We start from the raw sequence: 16,784 nt of genomic DNA, 5'->3' as shown, positions 1-16,784 counted from the left end.
TTTGCATAAGGAGCACGTGACATGCTGAACGCATTAACTCGGGACAGGCTGGTATCTGAGATGAAACAGGGATGGAAACTCGCGGCCGCTATCGGCCTCATGGCGGTGTCTTTCGGCGCCGCCCATGCCCAGGACGCCGATGAAGCCCTGATCAAGCGTGGCGAATATGTCGCCCGCCTGTCGGACTGCATCGCCTGCCATACGGCCCTTCACGGACAGCCCTATGCGGGCGGTCTGGAGATCAAGAGCCCGATCGGCACGATCTATTCGACCAACATCACGCCGGACCCGGAACACGGTATCGGCAACTACACCCTGGAGGACTTCACGAAGGCCCTCCGCAAAGGCATCCGCAAGGATGGCGCAACGGTCTATCCGGCCATGCCCTATCCTGAATTCGCCCGTCTGTCCGATGACGACATCCGTGCGATGTATGCCTTCTTCATGCATGGCGTGAAGCCGGTGCCCCGTCCGAACAAGGCACCGGACATCTCCTGGCCCCTGTCCATGCGCTGGCCGCTGGGCATATGGCGCGCCATGTTCGTCCCGAGCATGACGCCGGGCGTGGACAAGAGCATCAGTGATCCGGAAGTCGCCCGCGGCGAATATCTCGTCAACGGCCCGGGCCATTGCGGCGAATGCCACACGCCCCGTGGCTTCGGGATGCAGGTCAAGGCTTACGGCACGGCTGGCGGCAACGCCTACCTCGCCGGCGGCGCACCGATCGACAACTGGATCGCCCCGAGCCTGCGCAGCAACAGCGACACGGGTCTGGGCCGCTGGTCCGAAGATGACATCGTCACCTTCCTCAAGAGCGGCCGTATCGACCACTCCGCCGTCTTCGGTGGCATGGCCGACGTGGTGGCCTACAGCACGCAGCACTGGACCGATGACGACCTGCGCGCCACCGCCAAGTACCTCAAGAGCATGCCAGCCGTGCCGGAAGGCAAGAACCTCGGTCAGGATGACGGTCAGACGACCGCTCTGCTGAACAAGGGCGGCCAGGGCAACGCAGGTGCGGAAGTCTATCTGCACAACTGCGCCATCTGCCACATGAACGATGGTACGGGCGTCAACCGCATGTTCCCGCCGCTGGCAGGCAACCCGGTCGTCATCACCGACGATCCGACGTCGCTCGCCAATGTCGTGGCCTTCGGTGGCATCCTTCCCCCGACCAACAGCGCGCCTTCCGCTGTTGCCATGCCCGGGTTCAAGAATCACCTCTCCGACCAGCAGATGGCCGATGTCGTGAACTTCATGCGCAAGGGCTGGGGCAACAACGCACCAGGCACCGTGTCCGCTGCTGATATCCAGAAGCTGCGTACGACGGGTGCACCGGTCTCCACTGCGGGCTGGAACGTCTCCAGCAAGGGCTGGATGGCTTACATGCCGCAGCCTTATGGCGAAGGCTGGACCTTCTCCCCGCAGACCCACACCGGCGTGGACGACGCACAGTAAGCGTCCCCCCCCCTGTCAGTCTGAGAGAAAGGGCGGATCGGAAACGATCCGCCTTTTTTCATGCCTGCGCTTTTCATGTCTGTCCGCAGGGCATTTCACCGCGGGGCCACCTGCACTACATAGAAACCCATGACGCGCTCATCCCTTCCGGACGCCCCTGACAACACACCACAGGTCATTTTCGCGCTGGCCACGGGTCCCTCCTGCGCTGCCATCGCGATCATGCGTGCCAGCGGCCCAGGCAGCGATGCGATCCTGAAGGCACTCTGCAACGGACGCCTGCCCGAACCCCGCCGCGTCAGCCTGCGCACCCTGCGTCATAACGGAGAGGTGCTCGATCGTGCCGTCGCCCTCTGGCTCCCCGGCCCCAATTCCTACACCGGCGAAGACGGCTTTGAACTGCATCTCCACGCCGGCCCCGCCATCATCGCCCGCGTCGCCGACGCCCTGACCGATCTGGGCGCCCGCCCTGCCGAACCGGGCGAATTCACCCGCCGCGCCGTGCAGAAGGGACGACTGGACCTGCTTCAGGCCGAAGCCATTGCCGACCTCGTGGACGCCGAAACCGAAAGCCAGCGCAAACAGGCACTCCGTCAAGCCGACGGTGCCCTGAGTCGCCTGTATGATGACTGGGCCCAACGCCTGCGCCTCGTCCTCGCGCATCAGGAAGCCCTGATCGACTTCCCAGACGAAGAGCTGCCGCAGGATGTGGAAGACGGCCTGATCGAAGAACTCTCGAAGCTCCAGATCGAGATGTCCGCCCATCTTCAGGACAACCGCGGCGAACTCATGCGCCAAGGCCTGACCGTGGTAATCGCAGGCTCACCAAACGTCGGAAAATCCAGTCTTCTCAATGCGTTATCCGGAACAGACGCCGCCATTGTCACCCATCGCGCAGGCACCACACGTGACGCCATTGCGCTCGACTGGGTTCTGGACGGCGTGCGCCTGCGCCTGATCGACACGGCCGGCCTGCGCGAGACCGAAGACGAGATCGAAGCCGAAGGCATCCGCCGCGCACTGTTTCACGTGAAACAGGCCGACGTCGTGCTGCATCTGATCGGCCCGGATGAGAGTCTCGAATCCCTTTCCGGAGAGGAAATTCCCATCCGGACGAAAATCGACATCGCGCCCGCCCCGCCCGGCATGTTAGGGATCAGCACGCAGTCCGGCGAAGGTCTCTCTGCACTGCGTCAGGTCCTGTCCGAACGGGTGGCAGAACTTATGGCCGGTTCCGCCGCGCCGCCGCTGACCCGCGCCAGACACCGCGCCGGAATCCAGGAGGCCGCAACCCATCTGGAACGCGCGCGAACCGCAACCTGGCCGGAGCTTCGGGGCGAAGAACTCCGCCTGTCCATGCTGGCTCTGGGGCGTCTGACGGGACGTGTTGATGTTGAATCCCTGCTCGATGCAATTTTCGGGCAGTTCTGTATCGGGAAGTAGGCTTTGAGCGATTTCGATGTCATCGTGATCGGCGGCGGTCATGCCGGATGTGAAGCCGCAGCGGCATCGGCCCGCTTCGGCGCGCGCACCCTGCTGCTCACCCATCGGCTTGAGACGATCGGCGCCATGTCCTGCAACCCGGCCATCGGTGGGATCGGCAAGGGCCACCTCGTGCGCGAAATCGACGCGCTCGATGGCCTGATGGGCAAGGCCGCAGATCGCGCGGGCATCCATTTCAAACTGCTCAACCGCTCCAAGGGCCCGGCCGTTCACGGCCCCCGCGCCCAGGCGGACCGTTCGCTCTACCGCGCAGCCATTCAGGATCTGCTCGCCGCCACACCCAACCTGACGATCCGCGAAGGCGCTGCCGGTGACCTGATCGAAGAAAACGGCCACATCACTGGCGTTATCTGCGAAGAGGGCCGCGCGTTCCGCTGCGGTGCCGTTGTCCTGACCGCCGGAACCTTCCTGCGCGGCGTCATCCATGTCGGCCACACCCAGACGGAAGCCGGACGCATCGGTGAAGCTCCGGCAAAACGTCTGGGCGAACGGCTCTATGCGCTCGGTCTCCAGATGGGGCGCCTCAAAACCGGCACACCGCCGCGCCTGGCCAAAGACAGCATCGACTGGGAAAACCTCCCGGCTGATCCTGGCGATGCCGAACCCGAGACGTTCAGCCCCATGACGACGGCCATCACCAACCCGCAGGTCGTCTGCCGCATCACCCAGACCACCGCCGAAACCCACAGGATCATCACCGAGAACCTGCACCGCTCGGCCATGTATGGCGGCGCCATCGCTGGACGCGGCCCGCGCTACTGCCCGTCTATCGAGGACAAGGTCGTCCGCTTCGCCGACCGCAGCTCGCATCAGGTCTTTCTCGAACCCGAAGCCCTGCCCGGCAATCCGGGCGGCGATCTGGTCTATCCCAACGGCATCAGCACCAGCCTGCCCGCCGACGTGCAGGCCGCCATGATCGCAACCATGCCCGGTCTGGAAAACGCCCGCATCGTCACCGCGGGCTATGCCGTCGAATATGATTACGTAGACCCCCGCGAGCTTCTGCCGTCCCTGCAACTGCGCCGCCTGCCGGGCCTGTATCTGGCCGGACAGATCAACGGCACGACCGGCTACGAAGAAGCAGGCGCACAGGGGCTCCTCGCAGGCCTGAACGCCGCCCGCTCCACGGCTGGAAACGAACCCCTCACGCTGGATCGAAGCGACGCCTATCTCGGCGTCATGATAGACGATCTGACCCTGCACGGCATCAGCGAACCCTATCGCATGTTCACGTCCCGCGCCGAGTATCGTCTCACTCTGCGCGCCGATAACGCCGACCTGCGCCTGACGCCCAAAGGCATCGCCGCAGGCTGCGTTCTGTCCGAACGCGAAGCCGCTTTCACCGCCCAGAAAGCCAAACTCGACGCCGCCATGGCCCGCGCCGCCGAGACGACCTTCCTGCCACAGACCCTGCGGGATGTCGGTTTTGAGGTCTCTCTGGACGGTCGCAGACGCACGGTTCTCGATGTCCTCGCCAGCAATGGCGACCATACGAAACTGGACACGCTGGCCCCCTGGTTCGCCGAACTCCCCCTGCGTGTGCGTCGTCATGTCGAGACCGAAGCCCGCTATGGCGGCTATCTTCACCGGCAGGATCGTGAAATTCGACAGCTCGCATCGGAAAGTGCCATCGCCCTTCCGGCAGATCTGGATTACACTGCCATCGGTGGCCTGAGCAGCGAAATGCGCGAGCGTTTTTCCCAGGCCCGCCCGACCAGTTTCGCCGCAGCACAGCGCGTGCGCGGGGTCACACCTGCCGCGCTGGTCGTCCTGCTGGCCCATGTAAGGACCCTGTCATGACCACCGTTTCACGTGAAACACACGAAAGGCTGGAGCGCTTCGCCGACCTGCTCGTGCAGTGGAACGCGAAAATCAATCTCGTCAGCCCGCGTGACATTGCCCAGCTCTGGCCCCGCCACATCGAAGACAGCCTCCAGCTCGCCGAACTGATCCCCAAAGGTGCCACCATCACCGATCTGGGTTCAGGCGGCGGTTTTCCGGGTATCATTCTGGCCATCGCCACAGACAGCCCGGTGACCCTGATCGAATCGGACCAGCGCAAATGCGCCTTCCTGCGGGAAGCCGGGCGCATCTGCTGCGCGAAGGTCACGGTCATCGCCAAGCGTATCGAAGCCGCCAGCCCGCCTCCGGCCGACATCATCACGGCCCGGGCGCTGGCTCCCCTCAATAAGCTCCTCGACTGGGCGCGGCCATTGCTGAAAGAAGACGGGTTCTGCCTGTTTCTGAAGGGTCAGAAGGCACAGGCCGAGTTGACCGAGGCAAGCGCAGACTGGCACATGAACCACAGCATGTTCCCCAGCCGCACCGACCCCGACGGAGCCATCATCAAGGTCAGTGATTTCAAGCGTGTCGCCTAAAACCGAATCCCCCACCACCCGGATCATTGCCGTCACCAACCAGAAGGGAGGCGTCGGCAAGACCACCACCACCATCAATCTGGCCGCAGGTCTGGCCCGTCAGGGGCAGCGCGTGCTGCTCGTGGATCTGGACCCGCAGGGCAACGCTTCCACCGGCCTGGGCATCGACTACGACCAGCGCAACACAGGCACCTATGCCGCGCTGATGGTGGAAGCCGAACCCCACGCCCTGTCCCAGCCGACCGCATTCGAGAATCTCTCGATCATCACGGCCAACAACGAATTGGCCGGCGCTGAGCTGGAAATGATCGGGGACGAGCGTCGCGAATACCGTCTACGTGACGCCCTGCATGCGCTGCAAGGCGATTACGACACGATCCTGATCGACTGTCCGCCAAGCCTCGGCCTGCTGACGCTCAACGCGCTGGTGGCGTCCGACAGCGTGATCGTGCCGCTGCAATGCGAGTTCTTTGCGCTCGAAGGCATCAGCCAGCTCGTCCGCACCATCGACCGCGTCCGCCGCGCCTTCAACGCAGACCTGCATCTCGAAGGCATCATCCTGACGATGTACGACCGGCGCAACAACCTCTCCGAACTTGTGGCGCAGGATGCGCGCGGCTTCTTCGGCGATCAGGTGTTCGAGACGATCATTCCGCGCAACATCCGCATTTCCGAAGCCCAGAGCCACGGCAGCCCGGTGCTGGATTACGACGCCCGCTCCACAGGCGCCATCGCCTATCTGGCGCTGGCGGACGAGCTGATCAAACGCAACAAGAACAAGACAAAGGCGTAACCGGCGATGGCCAAAAAGGACAGTTCCCCGCGTCTTGGTCGCGGCCTCGCAGCCCTTCTGGGCGATCAGGCGCCGCAACTGGCCCGCGCCACACGCGCAAACGCCCAACCGCAGCAGCATTCGTCCCTGCCCGTGGATGTTCTGGCTCCAAGCCCCTTCCAGCCGCGACAGGACATGAACCCCGAGCGCCTGTCCGAACTGGCCGATTCCATTCGCTCACGCGGCGTCCTGCAACCCCTGCTCGTCCGCCCCGATCCGGAAAAGCCGGGTCATTACCAGATCATCGCCGGTGAGCGCCGCTGGCGCGCCTCACAGCTCGCAGGCCTGCACAGCGTCCCCGTCCATATCCGGGAACTGGATGACACGGACGCGATGGCCGCAGCCCTGGTCGAGAACCTCCAGCGCGCGGATCTCAACCCGATCGAAGAAGCCGAGGGCCTGCAACGCCTCGTCACGGACTATACCCTGACGCAGGAAGAACTGGCCGGTGCCGTCGGCAAGTCCCGCCCGCACATCACCAACACCATGCGCCTGCTGAACCTGCCGCCGGAAGTCCGCGCGCATGTCCGCAACGGCGACCTCACAGCCGGTCACGCCCGCGCCCTGCTCACCCATCCCGATCCGATCGCCGCCGCCAAACTCGTCATCGCCCGGGGCCTGAACGTCCGCCAGACGGAAGCCCTGACCGGCGGCAAAACTGAGCAGGCCCCGGCCAAAAAGGCGCGGGACGCGGAAATCCTCCAGATCGAAAACGACCTTTCCTCCCGCCTCGGCCTGAAAGTCCATATTTCCTATAACGGCAAAAAAGGCGGCTCCCTGAAGATCGACTATACGTCCCTGGAGCAGTTCGAAAGCGTCATGCGCCTCCTCAACCGGAAATAAAGCATTGAAAAGAAAGGCTTTTCTTCTTTTTCAGACCAGACGCGAAGAAAAGAAAAAAACCTCTTGCAGCTTCCCGATGAATCCCGCTATAAGCCGCTCCACCGGTAGACGGGCCATGGGCACATAGCTCAGTTGGTAGAGCAGCTGACTCTTAATCAGCGGGTCCAAGGTTCGAGCCCTTGTGTGCCCACCATGCCCGTCTCCGGTTATTCCCAGAAATTTCATACTGAATTTCCAAAGCCCGCCAAGGGTCTTTTCGTGCTTTTCGGCAGCCCCGGAAATCCAGAGGCTGCCCCACAAGTTCAGCCTCGGAAATCTGGCAGTTCGTTAACCGTCACGACGCGCCACAGGCAGTCAATACGCTCCAGAATGGTGATGGACAGGTTCTGGATCGAAAAACGCAGCGCCGTATCGGGGTGAACGCTCAGCGCATGCGCCAGAGCCGCGCGGATGGCCCCCCCATGACTGACGACGACCATGTCCTCACCTTCATGGGTATTCGCCAGATCCTCCAGACCATGCGCCACACGCGCACAGACATCCAGCATGCTCTCCCCGCCCGGCGGCAGTTCACACGCGGAAATGGACCAGAACGGATTAGGCGGCAGTCGCAGCAGAGACATGAACTCCGTATGCGGCGTGCCATGCCATTCCCCGATCGACTGTTCGATGAAACGGCCGTCAATCGTCACATCCTGCGAAAATGCTCCCGCCTTACGGATCTCGCTCGCCGTGTCACGCGCGCGCTGGAGCGGCGAACTATACCACAGCGCATCCTTCGGCAGACGCCGCGCCAGCGTGGCATAGCCGCCCTGCTGGCTCGCCATCGCCTCCCGGCACAACGGCACATCGAGCGCCCCATACATCGTCTTGCGCGCACTGGCTTCCACGACCGCATGGCGGATCATCCAGAACCGGGTGACGCCTTTCGGCAGTTCCGGCGTATCGAGAAAATGCCCGTGCGGGACCGCTTTGTCTGTCTGGGTCATACTAATGGGGCGTAACGGGGGACGGGGTTCACGTCCAGCAGAACATCCCAGTGTTTCAGGATCAGTTCCAGTTTTCCAAGTACCCGGCGCGCATCCATGCATTCGCGCTGAAGCCGGCGCTCCTCGTCCAGCCCTTCATGCGACGGCTCACCCGACACAAGCCGCGCCCCCGCACACAGACGCAGCGCTCCCGCCGGCCCATCCACCAGCGGATGCGGCACCGGGACGGGCTGTCCCAGAACACAGAGCAGACTGCCCTCCCCTTCCGTCACCCAGGGCGACAGATCCGCATTCAGCCAGCGATGCAGCCGTCGCGCATCTTCCAGCGCAAGAGGCAGGCCGGGCGCATGCGGGTCCTCCACCAGAAACGACAGGATGGTCGGAACCGCATCCCAGCGCCCGTCATCGAAAGGCGTTCCCATGGGCAGCATGGTCAGGACGGGACGGGCCTTAACCATCGCCACGGCTTCCGTCATGAACCGGGTCAGACGTCCATGAATGACAGGATCGGGCAGCGCAAACAGTGCATCCATTTCCGCCAGAGCCGCATACCAGCGCAGCGCCAGTCCGATATTGTGACCGTTATTGAGCGCTGACGCATCCGCACCCTCCGGCCACTCATCCCGGTTGCCATAGGCTCGCAATCCCTTGGGGAGTGACAGGGACGGCAGGCGGCGGCGAATTGCGGGGGGAAGAAGAATGGCCCCGCAGAACGGTGGGCCGGTAAAGAACTTGGAGCCGGTCACCATGACGATGATTCCCCGCTCCACCCAGTCCGCCACCCGCGACGGACTCAGTCGCGCCTGACAGACATCCACAACCACGCTGAGCTGATCGCCCAGCTCGCTACCCAATTCCCAGACAAGATCCATGTCCGGCGCCGCAAGCCCGGTCTTGGACTGATCCAGCCGATGCAGCAGCACATGCCGCCCCTCGGCCGCTTCGCGTCGCACAAGAGCCGCACATTGCGCATTGATCTCCGCGACAGGCCGCGCCGTGCCATCAGCCGCACGGATATCAACACCAATCAGCCGCGTCTCCGGAGAAAACCCTTCGATCACCTCGCCTTTGCCCACCAGCATGGAACAGGCACTGTCCGTCGCGAAATGCCGTCCACAGGCCGCAAGAGGCACCCCGCTGCCCGTTTCATCGGGGGCCAGAAGGATGGACGTTACCGGACGCTCTGTCCCCGCCGCGACAAGCGCCAGAACCGCAAGCTCACAGTCCGTCCCGGACGCCGACAGCAGAACCGCATCTTCCGGCAGCTCATAATGGGCCCCGATCGCCGCGCGGGCCCGGCGCACAACACCTTCCTGCACCAGATCCGGGTCCTGCTTGGCCAAAAGCGCACTCATCATGGTGCGTCGGGCGGATTCCGCGCCTCCGAAACCGCGTTCGGACAGCGAAGACGCCGTCGATGACCCAAAAGTGATCGCCCAGGGCCGGGGACGATGGGAGCTGGAATACCGGTTCAGCCCGGTATGCGGATCAACGGCCAGCCGGGAATCTCCGCCACCGCTCATCAAGGTCTCGGCTGGCGCGAGAACAGGCCACAACCGGGTCAGAACCCCTTGCAGACGCTCGGCCTCATGCTGCGTGAAGGACGGCACATCCGGCAGGAACGCACTGAGCGTCTCCCAGCTCTGCATAAGACCCCGTGCATCCGGCACATCATCACTGAAAACGACAAGCCAGGCCGGAAGCGGCGCAACATCTCCTGTATCCAGAGCATGAAACAGTGCCGCCACCCGCGCTGCGGCAAAACTGGCCAGATACGGATTGGCACCCGGTTCCAGCAGCCGCATCAGTTCGACGGCATGCCGCAGGAAAGTCGGCGCCAGACGCGGCGCCTCAAGACACAGCCCGCCAAGCTTGAGCGTTGCCGTGCGCAGACAGAAAGGCTGCCCCGGTTCCAGCGCTCCCTCGATCCTGAACGGAAGTGGCAGTGACACATCCAGGATCGGGACCAGCCCATCCGCAATCACCCGCAGATCGGGCCGCTCCAGAACATCCGTCAGGGAGCGTGTCAAAGTATCAGCCAGCATGTCTGCCTCTCCTGCCTCCGCACGCCTGTGGGATTAGCCCATCAGCCCGGTTAGCGCGAGAGTGAAAGCATTCCCCGACACCCTCTCTCAAGTATGGAAAGAAACATGCCGGCGTTGTTTGCGCTGTTTCAACAACACTGTAAGATAAATTTACTCTGCCGGGGTCTAACCCAGATATTAACCAATGAGGTTCAAATGCGGATTTTGCTGACAGGCGGCTGTGGCTTCATAGGATCGGCCGTAGTGCGCCATCTGATCCGGAACACTGAACATTCGGTTCTGAACGTCGACTGCATGACCTATGCGGCGTCGGAAGACACGGTCAGCGAAGTCGCAGACGATCCCCGGTATTCCCATGCCCGCGCGAACATCGTGAACGGCGTGGAAATGCAGCGCCTGTTCGAGGAATACCGCCCGGACGCCGTCATGCATCTCGCAGCGGAAAGCCATGTGGACCGATCGATCGACGGACCCGGCGTCTTCATCCAGACGAACATCGTCGGCACGTATTCCCTGCTCGAAGCCGCCCGGAAATACTGGAACACACTGGGAGACGCCGAAAAGAAGACCTTCCGCTTCCATCACATTTCCACGGACGAAGTATTCGGCCATCTCGAGCCGAATGACCCGCCATTCACTGAAACCACACCCTACGATCCGCGCAGCCCGTATTCGGCGTCCAAGGCCTCGTCCGACCATCTGGTCCGCGCCTGGTTCCACACCTACGGCCTGCCGACCTTCGTGACCAACACCACCAACAATTACGGCATCTGGCACTTCCCCGAGAAGCTGATCCCGCTGGTCACGATCAATGCCATCGAAGGGCGTGAGCTTCCGGTCTATGGCAAGGGCGAGAATGTCCGCGACTGGCTGTTCGTCGAAGACCATGCCGAGGCACTCGTCAAGGCTGTCGAAATCGGCAAGCCGGGCGAGACCTACGCCATCGGCGCCCGCCAGCCCCGCACCAATCTTGAAGTCGTCAAGAAAATCTGCGCCGTTCTCGACGAGCTTCAGCCGGACCCGGCCGGCCCGCGCGAACGCCTGATCCGCTTCGTCACCGACCGCCCCGGCCATGATTTCCGCTACGAGATCGACCCATCCCATGCCGAGAAGGAACTCGACTGGAAAGCGACGCATGATTTCGAAAGCGGTCTGCGCAAGACCGTTCAGTGGTATCTCGACAACCGCGCCTGGTGGGAAGGAATCCGCTCCAAGCGCTATACCGGCCAGAGACTGGGAGCCAGCAAGTGAGCACCATCGAAACCAAGCCCATGAAGGGCATCATCCTCGCCGGCGGTTCGGGCACACGCCTGTATCCGATGACGATGGCAGCCTCCAAGCAGCTGCTTCCGGTCTATGACAAACCGATGATCTATTACCCTCTTTCCACGCTGATGCTGGCGGGAATCCGGGACATCATGATCATCACGACGCCCCATGACATGCCGCAGTTCCAGCGCCTGCTGGGTGACGGTTCCCAGTTCGGCGTCACCTTCGAATATCGCGTCCAGCCCTCCCCGGACGGTCTGGCGCAGGCCTTCCTGATCGCCGAAGACTGGATTCAGGGCGCCCCCTGTGCCCTGGCGCTGGGCGACAACCTGATCTTCTCCGAACATCTGGGCGTTCTTCTGCGTGCCGCGTCGAACCGTCCGCAGGGTGCCACGGTCTTCGCCTATCAGGTCCGTGACCCCGAGCGTTACGGCGTGGTTTCCTTCGACGAGAGTGGCCGGGCCCTGAAGGTCGAGGAAAAGCCGACCCATCCGGACTCCAACTGGGCCATCACGGGTCTGTATTTCTACGACAACCGCGTCGTGGACTTCGCCAAAAAGGTGAAGCCCAGCGCCCGGGGTGAACTGGAAATCACCGATCTCAACCGCATGTATCTCGAAGAAGGCACCCTTCAGGTGGACCGTCTGGGCCGCGGCTGCGCCTGGCTCGATGCCGGAATGCCCGACAGCCTGATGCAGGCCGGAACCTTCGTGCAGACCATCCAGTCCCGTCAGGGCATGCTGGTCGGCTCCCCCGCAGAAGTGGCTTTCCGCAACAAGTTCATCACGGCCGACCAGCTTCGCGAACACGCGAAGGAAATGGGCAAGACCGAACTCGGTCGCCTTCTGCGGGAACTGGCCGACAGCTGATTTCTTCATACGGTTCCGGTTTTCTGCATCTTTTTGCATCCGGAACCATTTTTTCGTGACCATTTTTCACGACATGATTTTCGAAACAGGGATTTTCAGAGCATGAAAGTCGAACGTCTTTCCATTCCAGAGGTCATTCTCGTCATGCCTCCCCGTTTTGGTGACAATCGCGGCTTCTTCTCCGAAACCTACAATGTGGAGAGCATGGGCGAGGCCGGCATCGACCTGCCTTTCGTCCAGGACAACCAGAGCCTCTCCCGCCCGAAAGGCGTCGTGCGTGGCCTTCACTGCCAGCTTGCCCCTTACGAGCAGGGCAAACTCGTCCGAGTCACCCGTGGCGCAATCTGGGACGTGGCCGTCGATGCCCGCATGGGGTCGCCGACCTACGGCAAATGGGTCGGCGCCGAGCTTTCCGCCGACAACTGGTCCCAGCTCTGGATTCCACCCGGCTTCCTGCACGGCTTCGTCACGCTCGAAGAGAACACCGAAGTGCAGTACAAATGCACCTCGCTCTACAGCAAGGCTTCCGAACGTGCCGTCATCTGGAACTGCCCGGAACTGAAGATCGACTGGCCCGTTTCTGAAACTGACGCCATCCTGTCCGACAAGGACAAGATCGCACCGCATTTTGCAGAATCCAGGAGCTGGTTCTCGTACGAAAAGTGAGCATGACGATGTCCAGCACAGGTCCCATTCTCGTCACGGGCGGCAACGGCCAGCTTGCGACGTCCTTTCAGAATCTCAGCAATGAGCGCATCACCCGCGTCGGCCGTCCGGAATTCGATTTCGACCGCCCGGAAACCATTGCCGCCACGATGGAGAAGTACAAGCCGTCAGTGGTCGTGAACGCTGCCGCCTGGACGGCTGTTGATCTGGCCGAAACCAAGAAGGATGGCGCCGAACGCGCCAACAACACCGGGCCGGCCGCGCTTGCCGCAGCCTGTGCGAAAGCGGACATCCCGTTCATCCACGTCTCGACCGACTATGTCTTCTCCGGCGACAAGGGCACGCCCTATACCGAAGACGATGCCACCTCTCCCGAGACGGTGTATGGCCGCACCAAAGCCGAGGGCGAACAGGCCGTCCTGACCGCCAACATCAAGAGCATCATCCTGCGTACGGCCTGGGTCTATTCGGCCCACGGCAAAAACTTCGTGCGCACCATGATAAATGCGGGCGCGAAAAATCCCGTGCTCAAGGTCGTAGGAGACCAGAAAGGCAACCCGACCAGTTCGGACGATCTGGCCGAAGCCATTCTCGCCATCATCGCCCTGATCGAGCGCGATGGCTGGAAGCCGGAATATCGCGGCATTTTCCACGCCAGTGGAACCGGCGAAACCACATGGCACGGCCTGGCCGTCGCGGCACTGGAAGAAGCCGCGAAACATGGCCAGACCATGCCGCGGGTCAACGCCATCCGCACCGAGGACTGGCCCACGCCTGCCAAGCGTCCGCAGGACTCCCGGATGGACAATTCGAAACTGCATCGCATTTTCGGCATAAAAATGCCAGATTGGCGTCACAGCGTGAAAACCATCGTTCACAGGCTGTTTTCCGAAGCCTGACCTGTTACCGCCCTTTTCAAACAGAAGGGCAACCAACTGCCACCCTTTCTTTCGTTGCGTCCGAATGATTCCCTTTTCCCCTCTTTCGGCCTCATACCCAGGTGCCGGAACATGACACAGAAAAGGGCGGAATTTTCACGTCAGGTCGCCATTCTCCTGTCGCTCTACAATGGCGAGACCTATCTGGACGCGCAGCTTTCGAGCATTCTGGCCCAGACCCACCCTGACTGGACGCTTTACTGGCGCGATGACGCCTCAACCGATTCCTCTCGGGAGCGGATGCGTGCCTTTGCCGAAGGCGCCGGAAAGGGGCGATGCGTCGAAATCACGACCTCTCACCGCCGTCTGGGCGTCGCGGGATCCTACACGCATCTGCTCGACGCCATCCCCACCACGCCGTATGTCGCCTTTGCCGATCAGGACGACATCTGGGAACCACGGAAGCTGGAATGGGCCCTCGATGCCATCAGCCGTCGCCCGGCCGAAAAGCCGACCCTGTATTGCGCCCGGCAGTATCTGACAGATGCGGATCTCGTCATTTTCCAGGAATCCGCCCCCCTGCGCCGCAGACCCGATTTTCCGGCGGCCCTGACGCAGAATATCGCAACCGGCCACACCATCCTGCTGAACGCCGCAACCCACAGCCTGATGCGGAACACGCCGCCCCCGCCTTCGGTCCTGCATGACTGGTGGGCCTATCTCCTGACGGCCGCAGCCGACGGAGAGATCATTTTCGACAACCGCTGCGTCAGCTACTACCGTCAGCACGCCCACAACACCGTTGGTGCAACCGGTTCCTTCATCAGACGCGCCTGGGCCGCCTGCCGTCGTGGACCGAAAGTCTTCATGACGATCTTCCACTCCAACGTGACGCATCTGCTGAACAATCCGGAAAACCTGTCCGCTCCGGCCTTGAGCCTGCTGAAAGACATTGCAGCCGCGCGGACATTCGCGGCCCGACTGCGCATGCTCGTCAAGCACCGCGATCTCAGGCGGCAGAGATTCTCCGAAACCACCGTCTTCCGGATCTGGTATCTGCTCTCACGCTAGATCCAGATAACGCCGCATGGCCTCCATGAACGATCCGTCCTGCTCCAGACTGAACGGCCGCGCTGCATCGTAGTCATAGACCGTCCCCGCCGGGCGCGTGGCTTTCTCCGGATCTTCGGAGGCATAGCGCGGGACAATGTGGGTGTGCAGGGACGGTGCCAGATTGCACCAGGTCTCGTAATTGATCCGCACGGCGTCGGTAACGGCCAGCAGCGCATCTCCAATCGCCGCCATGTCCGCGAGATACTGTGTTCTGGCTTCACCCTGAAGATCATTGATCGTCGGCACGACCGGGTCGGCCAGAAGCTGGCAATATCCCGGCAGCGGCTGCGTCTCGCCAATCACGAGCCAGCCCGATTTCATACGCCCGATAACAGAAGGGTTGCTGCCACATCGTGCGGCAGCAACCCTTTGCGCGATAACATCCGTCATAGCCACTCCCCTCCGTTATGAAGGGGAAAGCCTATCATGCAGCGGCTTCAACGTCCTCGTCCTCGCTCTGCACGATACGCGTATTCCCCCGCGTCGGACGGAAACGCTTTTCGATCAGCGCCTCCTCAATGTCTTCCAGAGACGCTCCGGCCGTCTCCGGTACGAAGAAGAACACGAAAACCACAGACGCGATATTGACGAACGCATAGAACCACATCGTCCAGCTCAGCCCGATGGCTTGGGCCATGCTCAGCGCCGTGCTGGTCACCAGCAGGTCAGCCCCCCACAGCGTCGCGGCATGAAGCGACGTCGCCTGTCCACGCATCGAGAGCGGGAACATCTCCGCCCCCAGCAGCCAGCCACAGACCTGAATGCCACCGGAATTGAACATCATGAACAGCAGCAGGAACACGACGATCATGTAGGCGCCTACACTGCCTGGAGCCGGATGGCTCAGGAACATCACGCCAAGCCCCACGAGCGACAGCGCAGCACCCGGCCCCATGATGAGCATCAGGCGGCGACGACCAATCCGGTCCACGAACATACAGCCCAGGAACGTCATGATGCAGTAGATCACCGCCACACCCAGCGATGCCAGAAGAGCCGAGGACGTGCCAAAACCCGCATCATTCAGGAAGGTCGGCGTATAGTAGATCATCATCTCCAGCCCGCCGCACTGCGTGAAGAACGCAACGCCAAGGGCCGCCACGAGCGCAGGCCGTACCCAGGGCTGGAACAGACCGCGCCAGCCACGGTTCTTCTGCTCGATCCCTTCCGCATTCTCGCGAATGGTTTGGACTTCCCGGCGGATGGCCCGCTTGGTCGTACGAATGCGCCCAAGCTGGATGATGGCATTCTTCATGCCTTCATTTTCAGCCACCCAGCGCGGGCTCTTGGGCATGAAGAACATGGAAACGAACACGATCGCCGCCGGAATAGCCGCAATGCCCACCATTGGGCGCCAGCCCCAGGCCACGCGTTCCGTAAAGCCGATAATGTTGGCGATCAGAATGCCCAGGCCAATCGCCACATTGAACATCGTGACCAGCGTGCCACGACGCTCCTGCGGCGCCAGTTCGGAAATATACATCGGTACGACCTGCGTCGAACCACCAACAGCCAGTCCCAGCACAAAACGCGCCGCAATCAGGCTCCAGACATCCGGCGCCAGCGAACAGGCCGTTGCCCCTGCCACGAACACGCCACTGACCAGACAGGTTGTATTCCGCCGTCCGAATTTCTCCGACAGGCTGCCCGCCCCGAATGCCCCGAAGATCGCTCCCAGCAGAATAGCCGATGCAACCCATTCCTTCATGGCCGCATTCAGGTGGAAATCATCACCGATCAGGGGCAGGGTTCCGGAGATGATGCCGGTATCATAGCCGTAAAGACCGCCACAGATCGCAGCGACCACGGCAGCCAGAATCAGCATCAGCTTGGCATTGGGAGAAACTTCGACGGAAGCGGGATCAACTGTCTCCCGTCCGGTTCGGACTGTTTTCGTATCGTTTTCCATGACGACATAACATATCACGAAACGGATGGTTT

General features: G+C 62.0%; 15 protein-coding genes and 1 tRNA gene. 12 read left to right on the top strand and 4 right to left on the bottom strand.

Translation table 11 applies throughout. The features are described from left to right. The first annotated feature begins 21 nt into the window (after window positions 1-21). From GFJ39_RS05765 to GFJ39_RS05735, 7 genes are all read left to right on the top strand, one after another. Complete coding sequence (locus GFJ39_RS05765) at window positions 22-1,458, top strand: cytochrome c (protein WP_153430435.1); 1,437 nt, start codon at window positions 22-24, stop codon at window positions 1,456-1,458. Between the two features lie 129 nt (window positions 1,459-1,587). After that, window positions 1,588-2,901 (top strand): tRNA uridine-5-carboxymethylaminomethyl(34) synthesis GTPase MnmE, encoded by a 1,314-nt coding sequence (gene mnmE, locus GFJ39_RS05760; protein WP_153430434.1) that lies wholly within the window; start codon window positions 1,588-1,590, stop codon window positions 2,899-2,901. Between the two features lie 3 nt (window positions 2,902-2,904). Further along, a complete protein-coding gene (gene mnmG / locus GFJ39_RS05755; protein ID WP_153430433.1) occupies window positions 2,905-4,761 on the top strand; it encodes a tRNA uridine-5-carboxymethylaminomethyl(34) synthesis enzyme MnmG in 1,857 nt (618 codons plus the stop codon). Next, window positions 4,758-5,339, top strand: a complete 582-nt coding sequence (rsmG, locus tag GFJ39_RS05750) for a 16S rRNA (guanine(527)-N(7))-methyltransferase RsmG (RefSeq protein WP_153430432.1) — start codon at window positions 4,758-4,760, stop codon at window positions 5,337-5,339. Before mnmG ends, rsmG begins: the two co-directional genes overlap by 4 nt. Beyond that, entirely contained in the window at window positions 5,329-6,132 is an 804-nt protein-coding gene (locus GFJ39_RS05745) for a ParA family protein (RefSeq protein ID WP_325062847.1), read from the top strand. Before rsmG ends, GFJ39_RS05745 begins: the two co-directional genes overlap by 11 nt. 6 nt (window positions 6,133-6,138) lie before the next feature. Next, window positions 6,139-7,014 carry a ParB/RepB/Spo0J family partition protein gene (locus GFJ39_RS05740; protein WP_153430431.1) on the top strand — a complete coding sequence of 292 codons (876 nt, stop codon included), beginning with the start codon at window positions 6,139-6,141 and terminating at the stop codon, window positions 7,012-7,014. Between the two features lie 117 nt (window positions 7,015-7,131). Next, window positions 7,132-7,207 (top strand) — tRNA-Lys (locus GFJ39_RS05735). A 109-nt stretch (window positions 7,208-7,316) separates the two neighbouring features. On the opposite strand, the gene GFJ39_RS05730 is transcribed toward GFJ39_RS05735, so the two are convergent. Then, window positions 7,317-8,003 carry a histidine phosphatase family protein gene (locus GFJ39_RS05730; RefSeq protein WP_153430430.1) on the bottom strand — a complete coding sequence of 229 codons (687 nt, stop codon included), beginning with the start codon at window positions 8,001-8,003 and terminating at the stop codon, window positions 7,317-7,319. Continuing rightward, on the bottom strand, window positions 8,000-10,048 hold the full coding sequence (locus GFJ39_RS05725) for a hypothetical protein (RefSeq protein WP_153430429.1): 2,049 nt from the start codon (window positions 10,046-10,048) through the stop codon (window positions 8,000-8,002). The genes GFJ39_RS05730 and GFJ39_RS05725 overlap by 4 nt, the downstream gene beginning before the upstream one ends. 195 nt (window positions 10,049-10,243) lie before the next feature. On the opposite strand from GFJ39_RS05725, the gene rfbB reads away from it, so the two are divergent. From rfbB to GFJ39_RS05700, 5 genes are all read left to right on the top strand, one after another. Continuing rightward, window positions 10,244-11,299, top strand: coding sequence for a dTDP-glucose 4,6-dehydratase (gene rfbB / locus GFJ39_RS05720; RefSeq protein WP_153430428.1), 1,056 nt, complete (start codon window positions 10,244-10,246; stop codon window positions 11,297-11,299). A 20-nt stretch (window positions 11,300-11,319) separates the two neighbouring features. After that, window positions 11,320-12,186: a glucose-1-phosphate thymidylyltransferase RfbA gene (gene rfbA, locus GFJ39_RS05715; protein WP_153430461.1), complete on the top strand. Its 867-nt coding sequence runs from the start codon at window positions 11,320-11,322 to the stop codon at window positions 12,184-12,186. Window positions 12,187-12,288: 102 nt separating this feature from the next. Further along, the gene (rfbC, locus tag GFJ39_RS05710; protein ID WP_153430427.1) at window positions 12,289-12,852 is read left to right on the top strand and encodes a dTDP-4-dehydrorhamnose 3,5-epimerase; all 564 of its coding nucleotides are present in this window, start codon (window positions 12,289-12,291) and stop codon (window positions 12,850-12,852) included. An 8-nt stretch (window positions 12,853-12,860) separates the two neighbouring features. Next, window positions 12,861-13,751, top strand: coding sequence for a dTDP-4-dehydrorhamnose reductase (rfbD, locus tag GFJ39_RS05705; protein WP_194285304.1), 891 nt, complete (start codon window positions 12,861-12,863; stop codon window positions 13,749-13,751). A gap of 111 nt (window positions 13,752-13,862) precedes the next feature. Beyond that, entirely contained in the window at window positions 13,863-14,801 is a 939-nt protein-coding gene (locus GFJ39_RS05700; RefSeq protein WP_153430425.1) for a glycosyltransferase, read from the top strand. Here GFJ39_RS05700 and GFJ39_RS05695 read toward each other — a convergent pair. Together GFJ39_RS05695 and GFJ39_RS05690 are read right to left on the bottom strand one after the other, a co-directional pair. Then, window positions 14,793-15,233 carry an HIT family protein gene (locus GFJ39_RS05695; RefSeq protein WP_153430424.1) on the bottom strand — a complete coding sequence of 147 codons (441 nt, stop codon included), beginning with the start codon at window positions 15,231-15,233 and terminating at the stop codon, window positions 14,793-14,795. The two genes, GFJ39_RS05700 and GFJ39_RS05695, sit on opposite strands and share 9 nt — an antisense overlap. 34 nt (window positions 15,234-15,267) lie before the next feature. Continuing rightward, the gene (locus GFJ39_RS05690; RefSeq protein WP_153430423.1) at window positions 15,268-16,752 is read right to left on the bottom strand and encodes a sugar porter family MFS transporter; all 1,485 of its coding nucleotides are present in this window, start codon (window positions 16,750-16,752) and stop codon (window positions 15,268-15,270) included. Between the last annotated feature and the right edge of the window lie 32 nt (window positions 16,753-16,784).

It is taken from the genome of Gluconobacter aidae (assembly GCF_009547075.1).
Classification (GTDB): Bacteria; Pseudomonadota; Alphaproteobacteria; order Acetobacterales; family Acetobacteraceae; genus Gluconobacter; species Gluconobacter aidae.
The sequence above is the reverse complement of the archived record's forward strand: the minus strand, read 5'-3'. Positions and strand labels throughout refer to the sequence as shown.

Excerpts from the sequence above, each read along its gene's own strand:
- GFJ39_RS05765 (WP_153430435.1), top strand. The coding sequence starts at position 22 with ATGCTGAACGCATTAACTCGGGACAGGCTGGTATCTGAGATGAAACAG.
- mnmE (WP_153430434.1), top strand. The coding sequence starts at position 1,588 with ATGACGCGCTCATCCCTTCCGGACGCCCCTGACAACACACCACAGGTC.
- rsmG (WP_153430432.1), top strand. The coding sequence starts at position 4,758 with ATGACCACCGTTTCACGTGAAACACACGAAAGGCTGGAGCGCTTCGCC.
- GFJ39_RS05740 (WP_153430431.1), top strand. The coding sequence starts at position 6,139 with ATGGCCAAAAAGGACAGTTCCCCGCGTCTTGGTCGCGGCCTCGCAGCC.
- GFJ39_RS05730 (WP_153430430.1), bottom strand. The coding sequence starts at position 8,003 with ATGACCCAGACAGACAAAGCGGTCCCGCACGGGCATTTTCTCGATACG.
- GFJ39_RS05725 (WP_153430429.1), bottom strand. The coding sequence starts at position 10,048 with ATGCTGGCTGATACTTTGACACGCTCCCTGACGGATGTTCTGGAGCGG.
- rfbB (WP_153430428.1), top strand. The coding sequence starts at position 10,244 with ATGCGGATTTTGCTGACAGGCGGCTGTGGCTTCATAGGATCGGCCGTA.
- rfbA (WP_153430461.1), top strand. The coding sequence starts at position 11,320 with ATGAAGGGCATCATCCTCGCCGGCGGTTCGGGCACACGCCTGTATCCG.
- rfbC (WP_153430427.1), top strand. The coding sequence starts at position 12,289 with ATGAAAGTCGAACGTCTTTCCATTCCAGAGGTCATTCTCGTCATGCCT.
- rfbD (WP_194285304.1), top strand. The coding sequence starts at position 12,861 with ATGTCCAGCACAGGTCCCATTCTCGTCACGGGCGGCAACGGCCAGCTT.
- GFJ39_RS05700 (WP_153430425.1), top strand. The coding sequence starts at position 13,863 with ATGACACAGAAAAGGGCGGAATTTTCACGTCAGGTCGCCATTCTCCTG.
- GFJ39_RS05695 (WP_153430424.1), bottom strand. The coding sequence starts at position 15,233 with ATGACGGATGTTATCGCGCAAAGGGTTGCTGCCGCACGATGTGGCAGC.
- GFJ39_RS05690 (WP_153430423.1), bottom strand. The coding sequence starts at position 16,752 with ATGGAAAACGATACGAAAACAGTCCGAACCGGACGGGAGACAGTTGAT.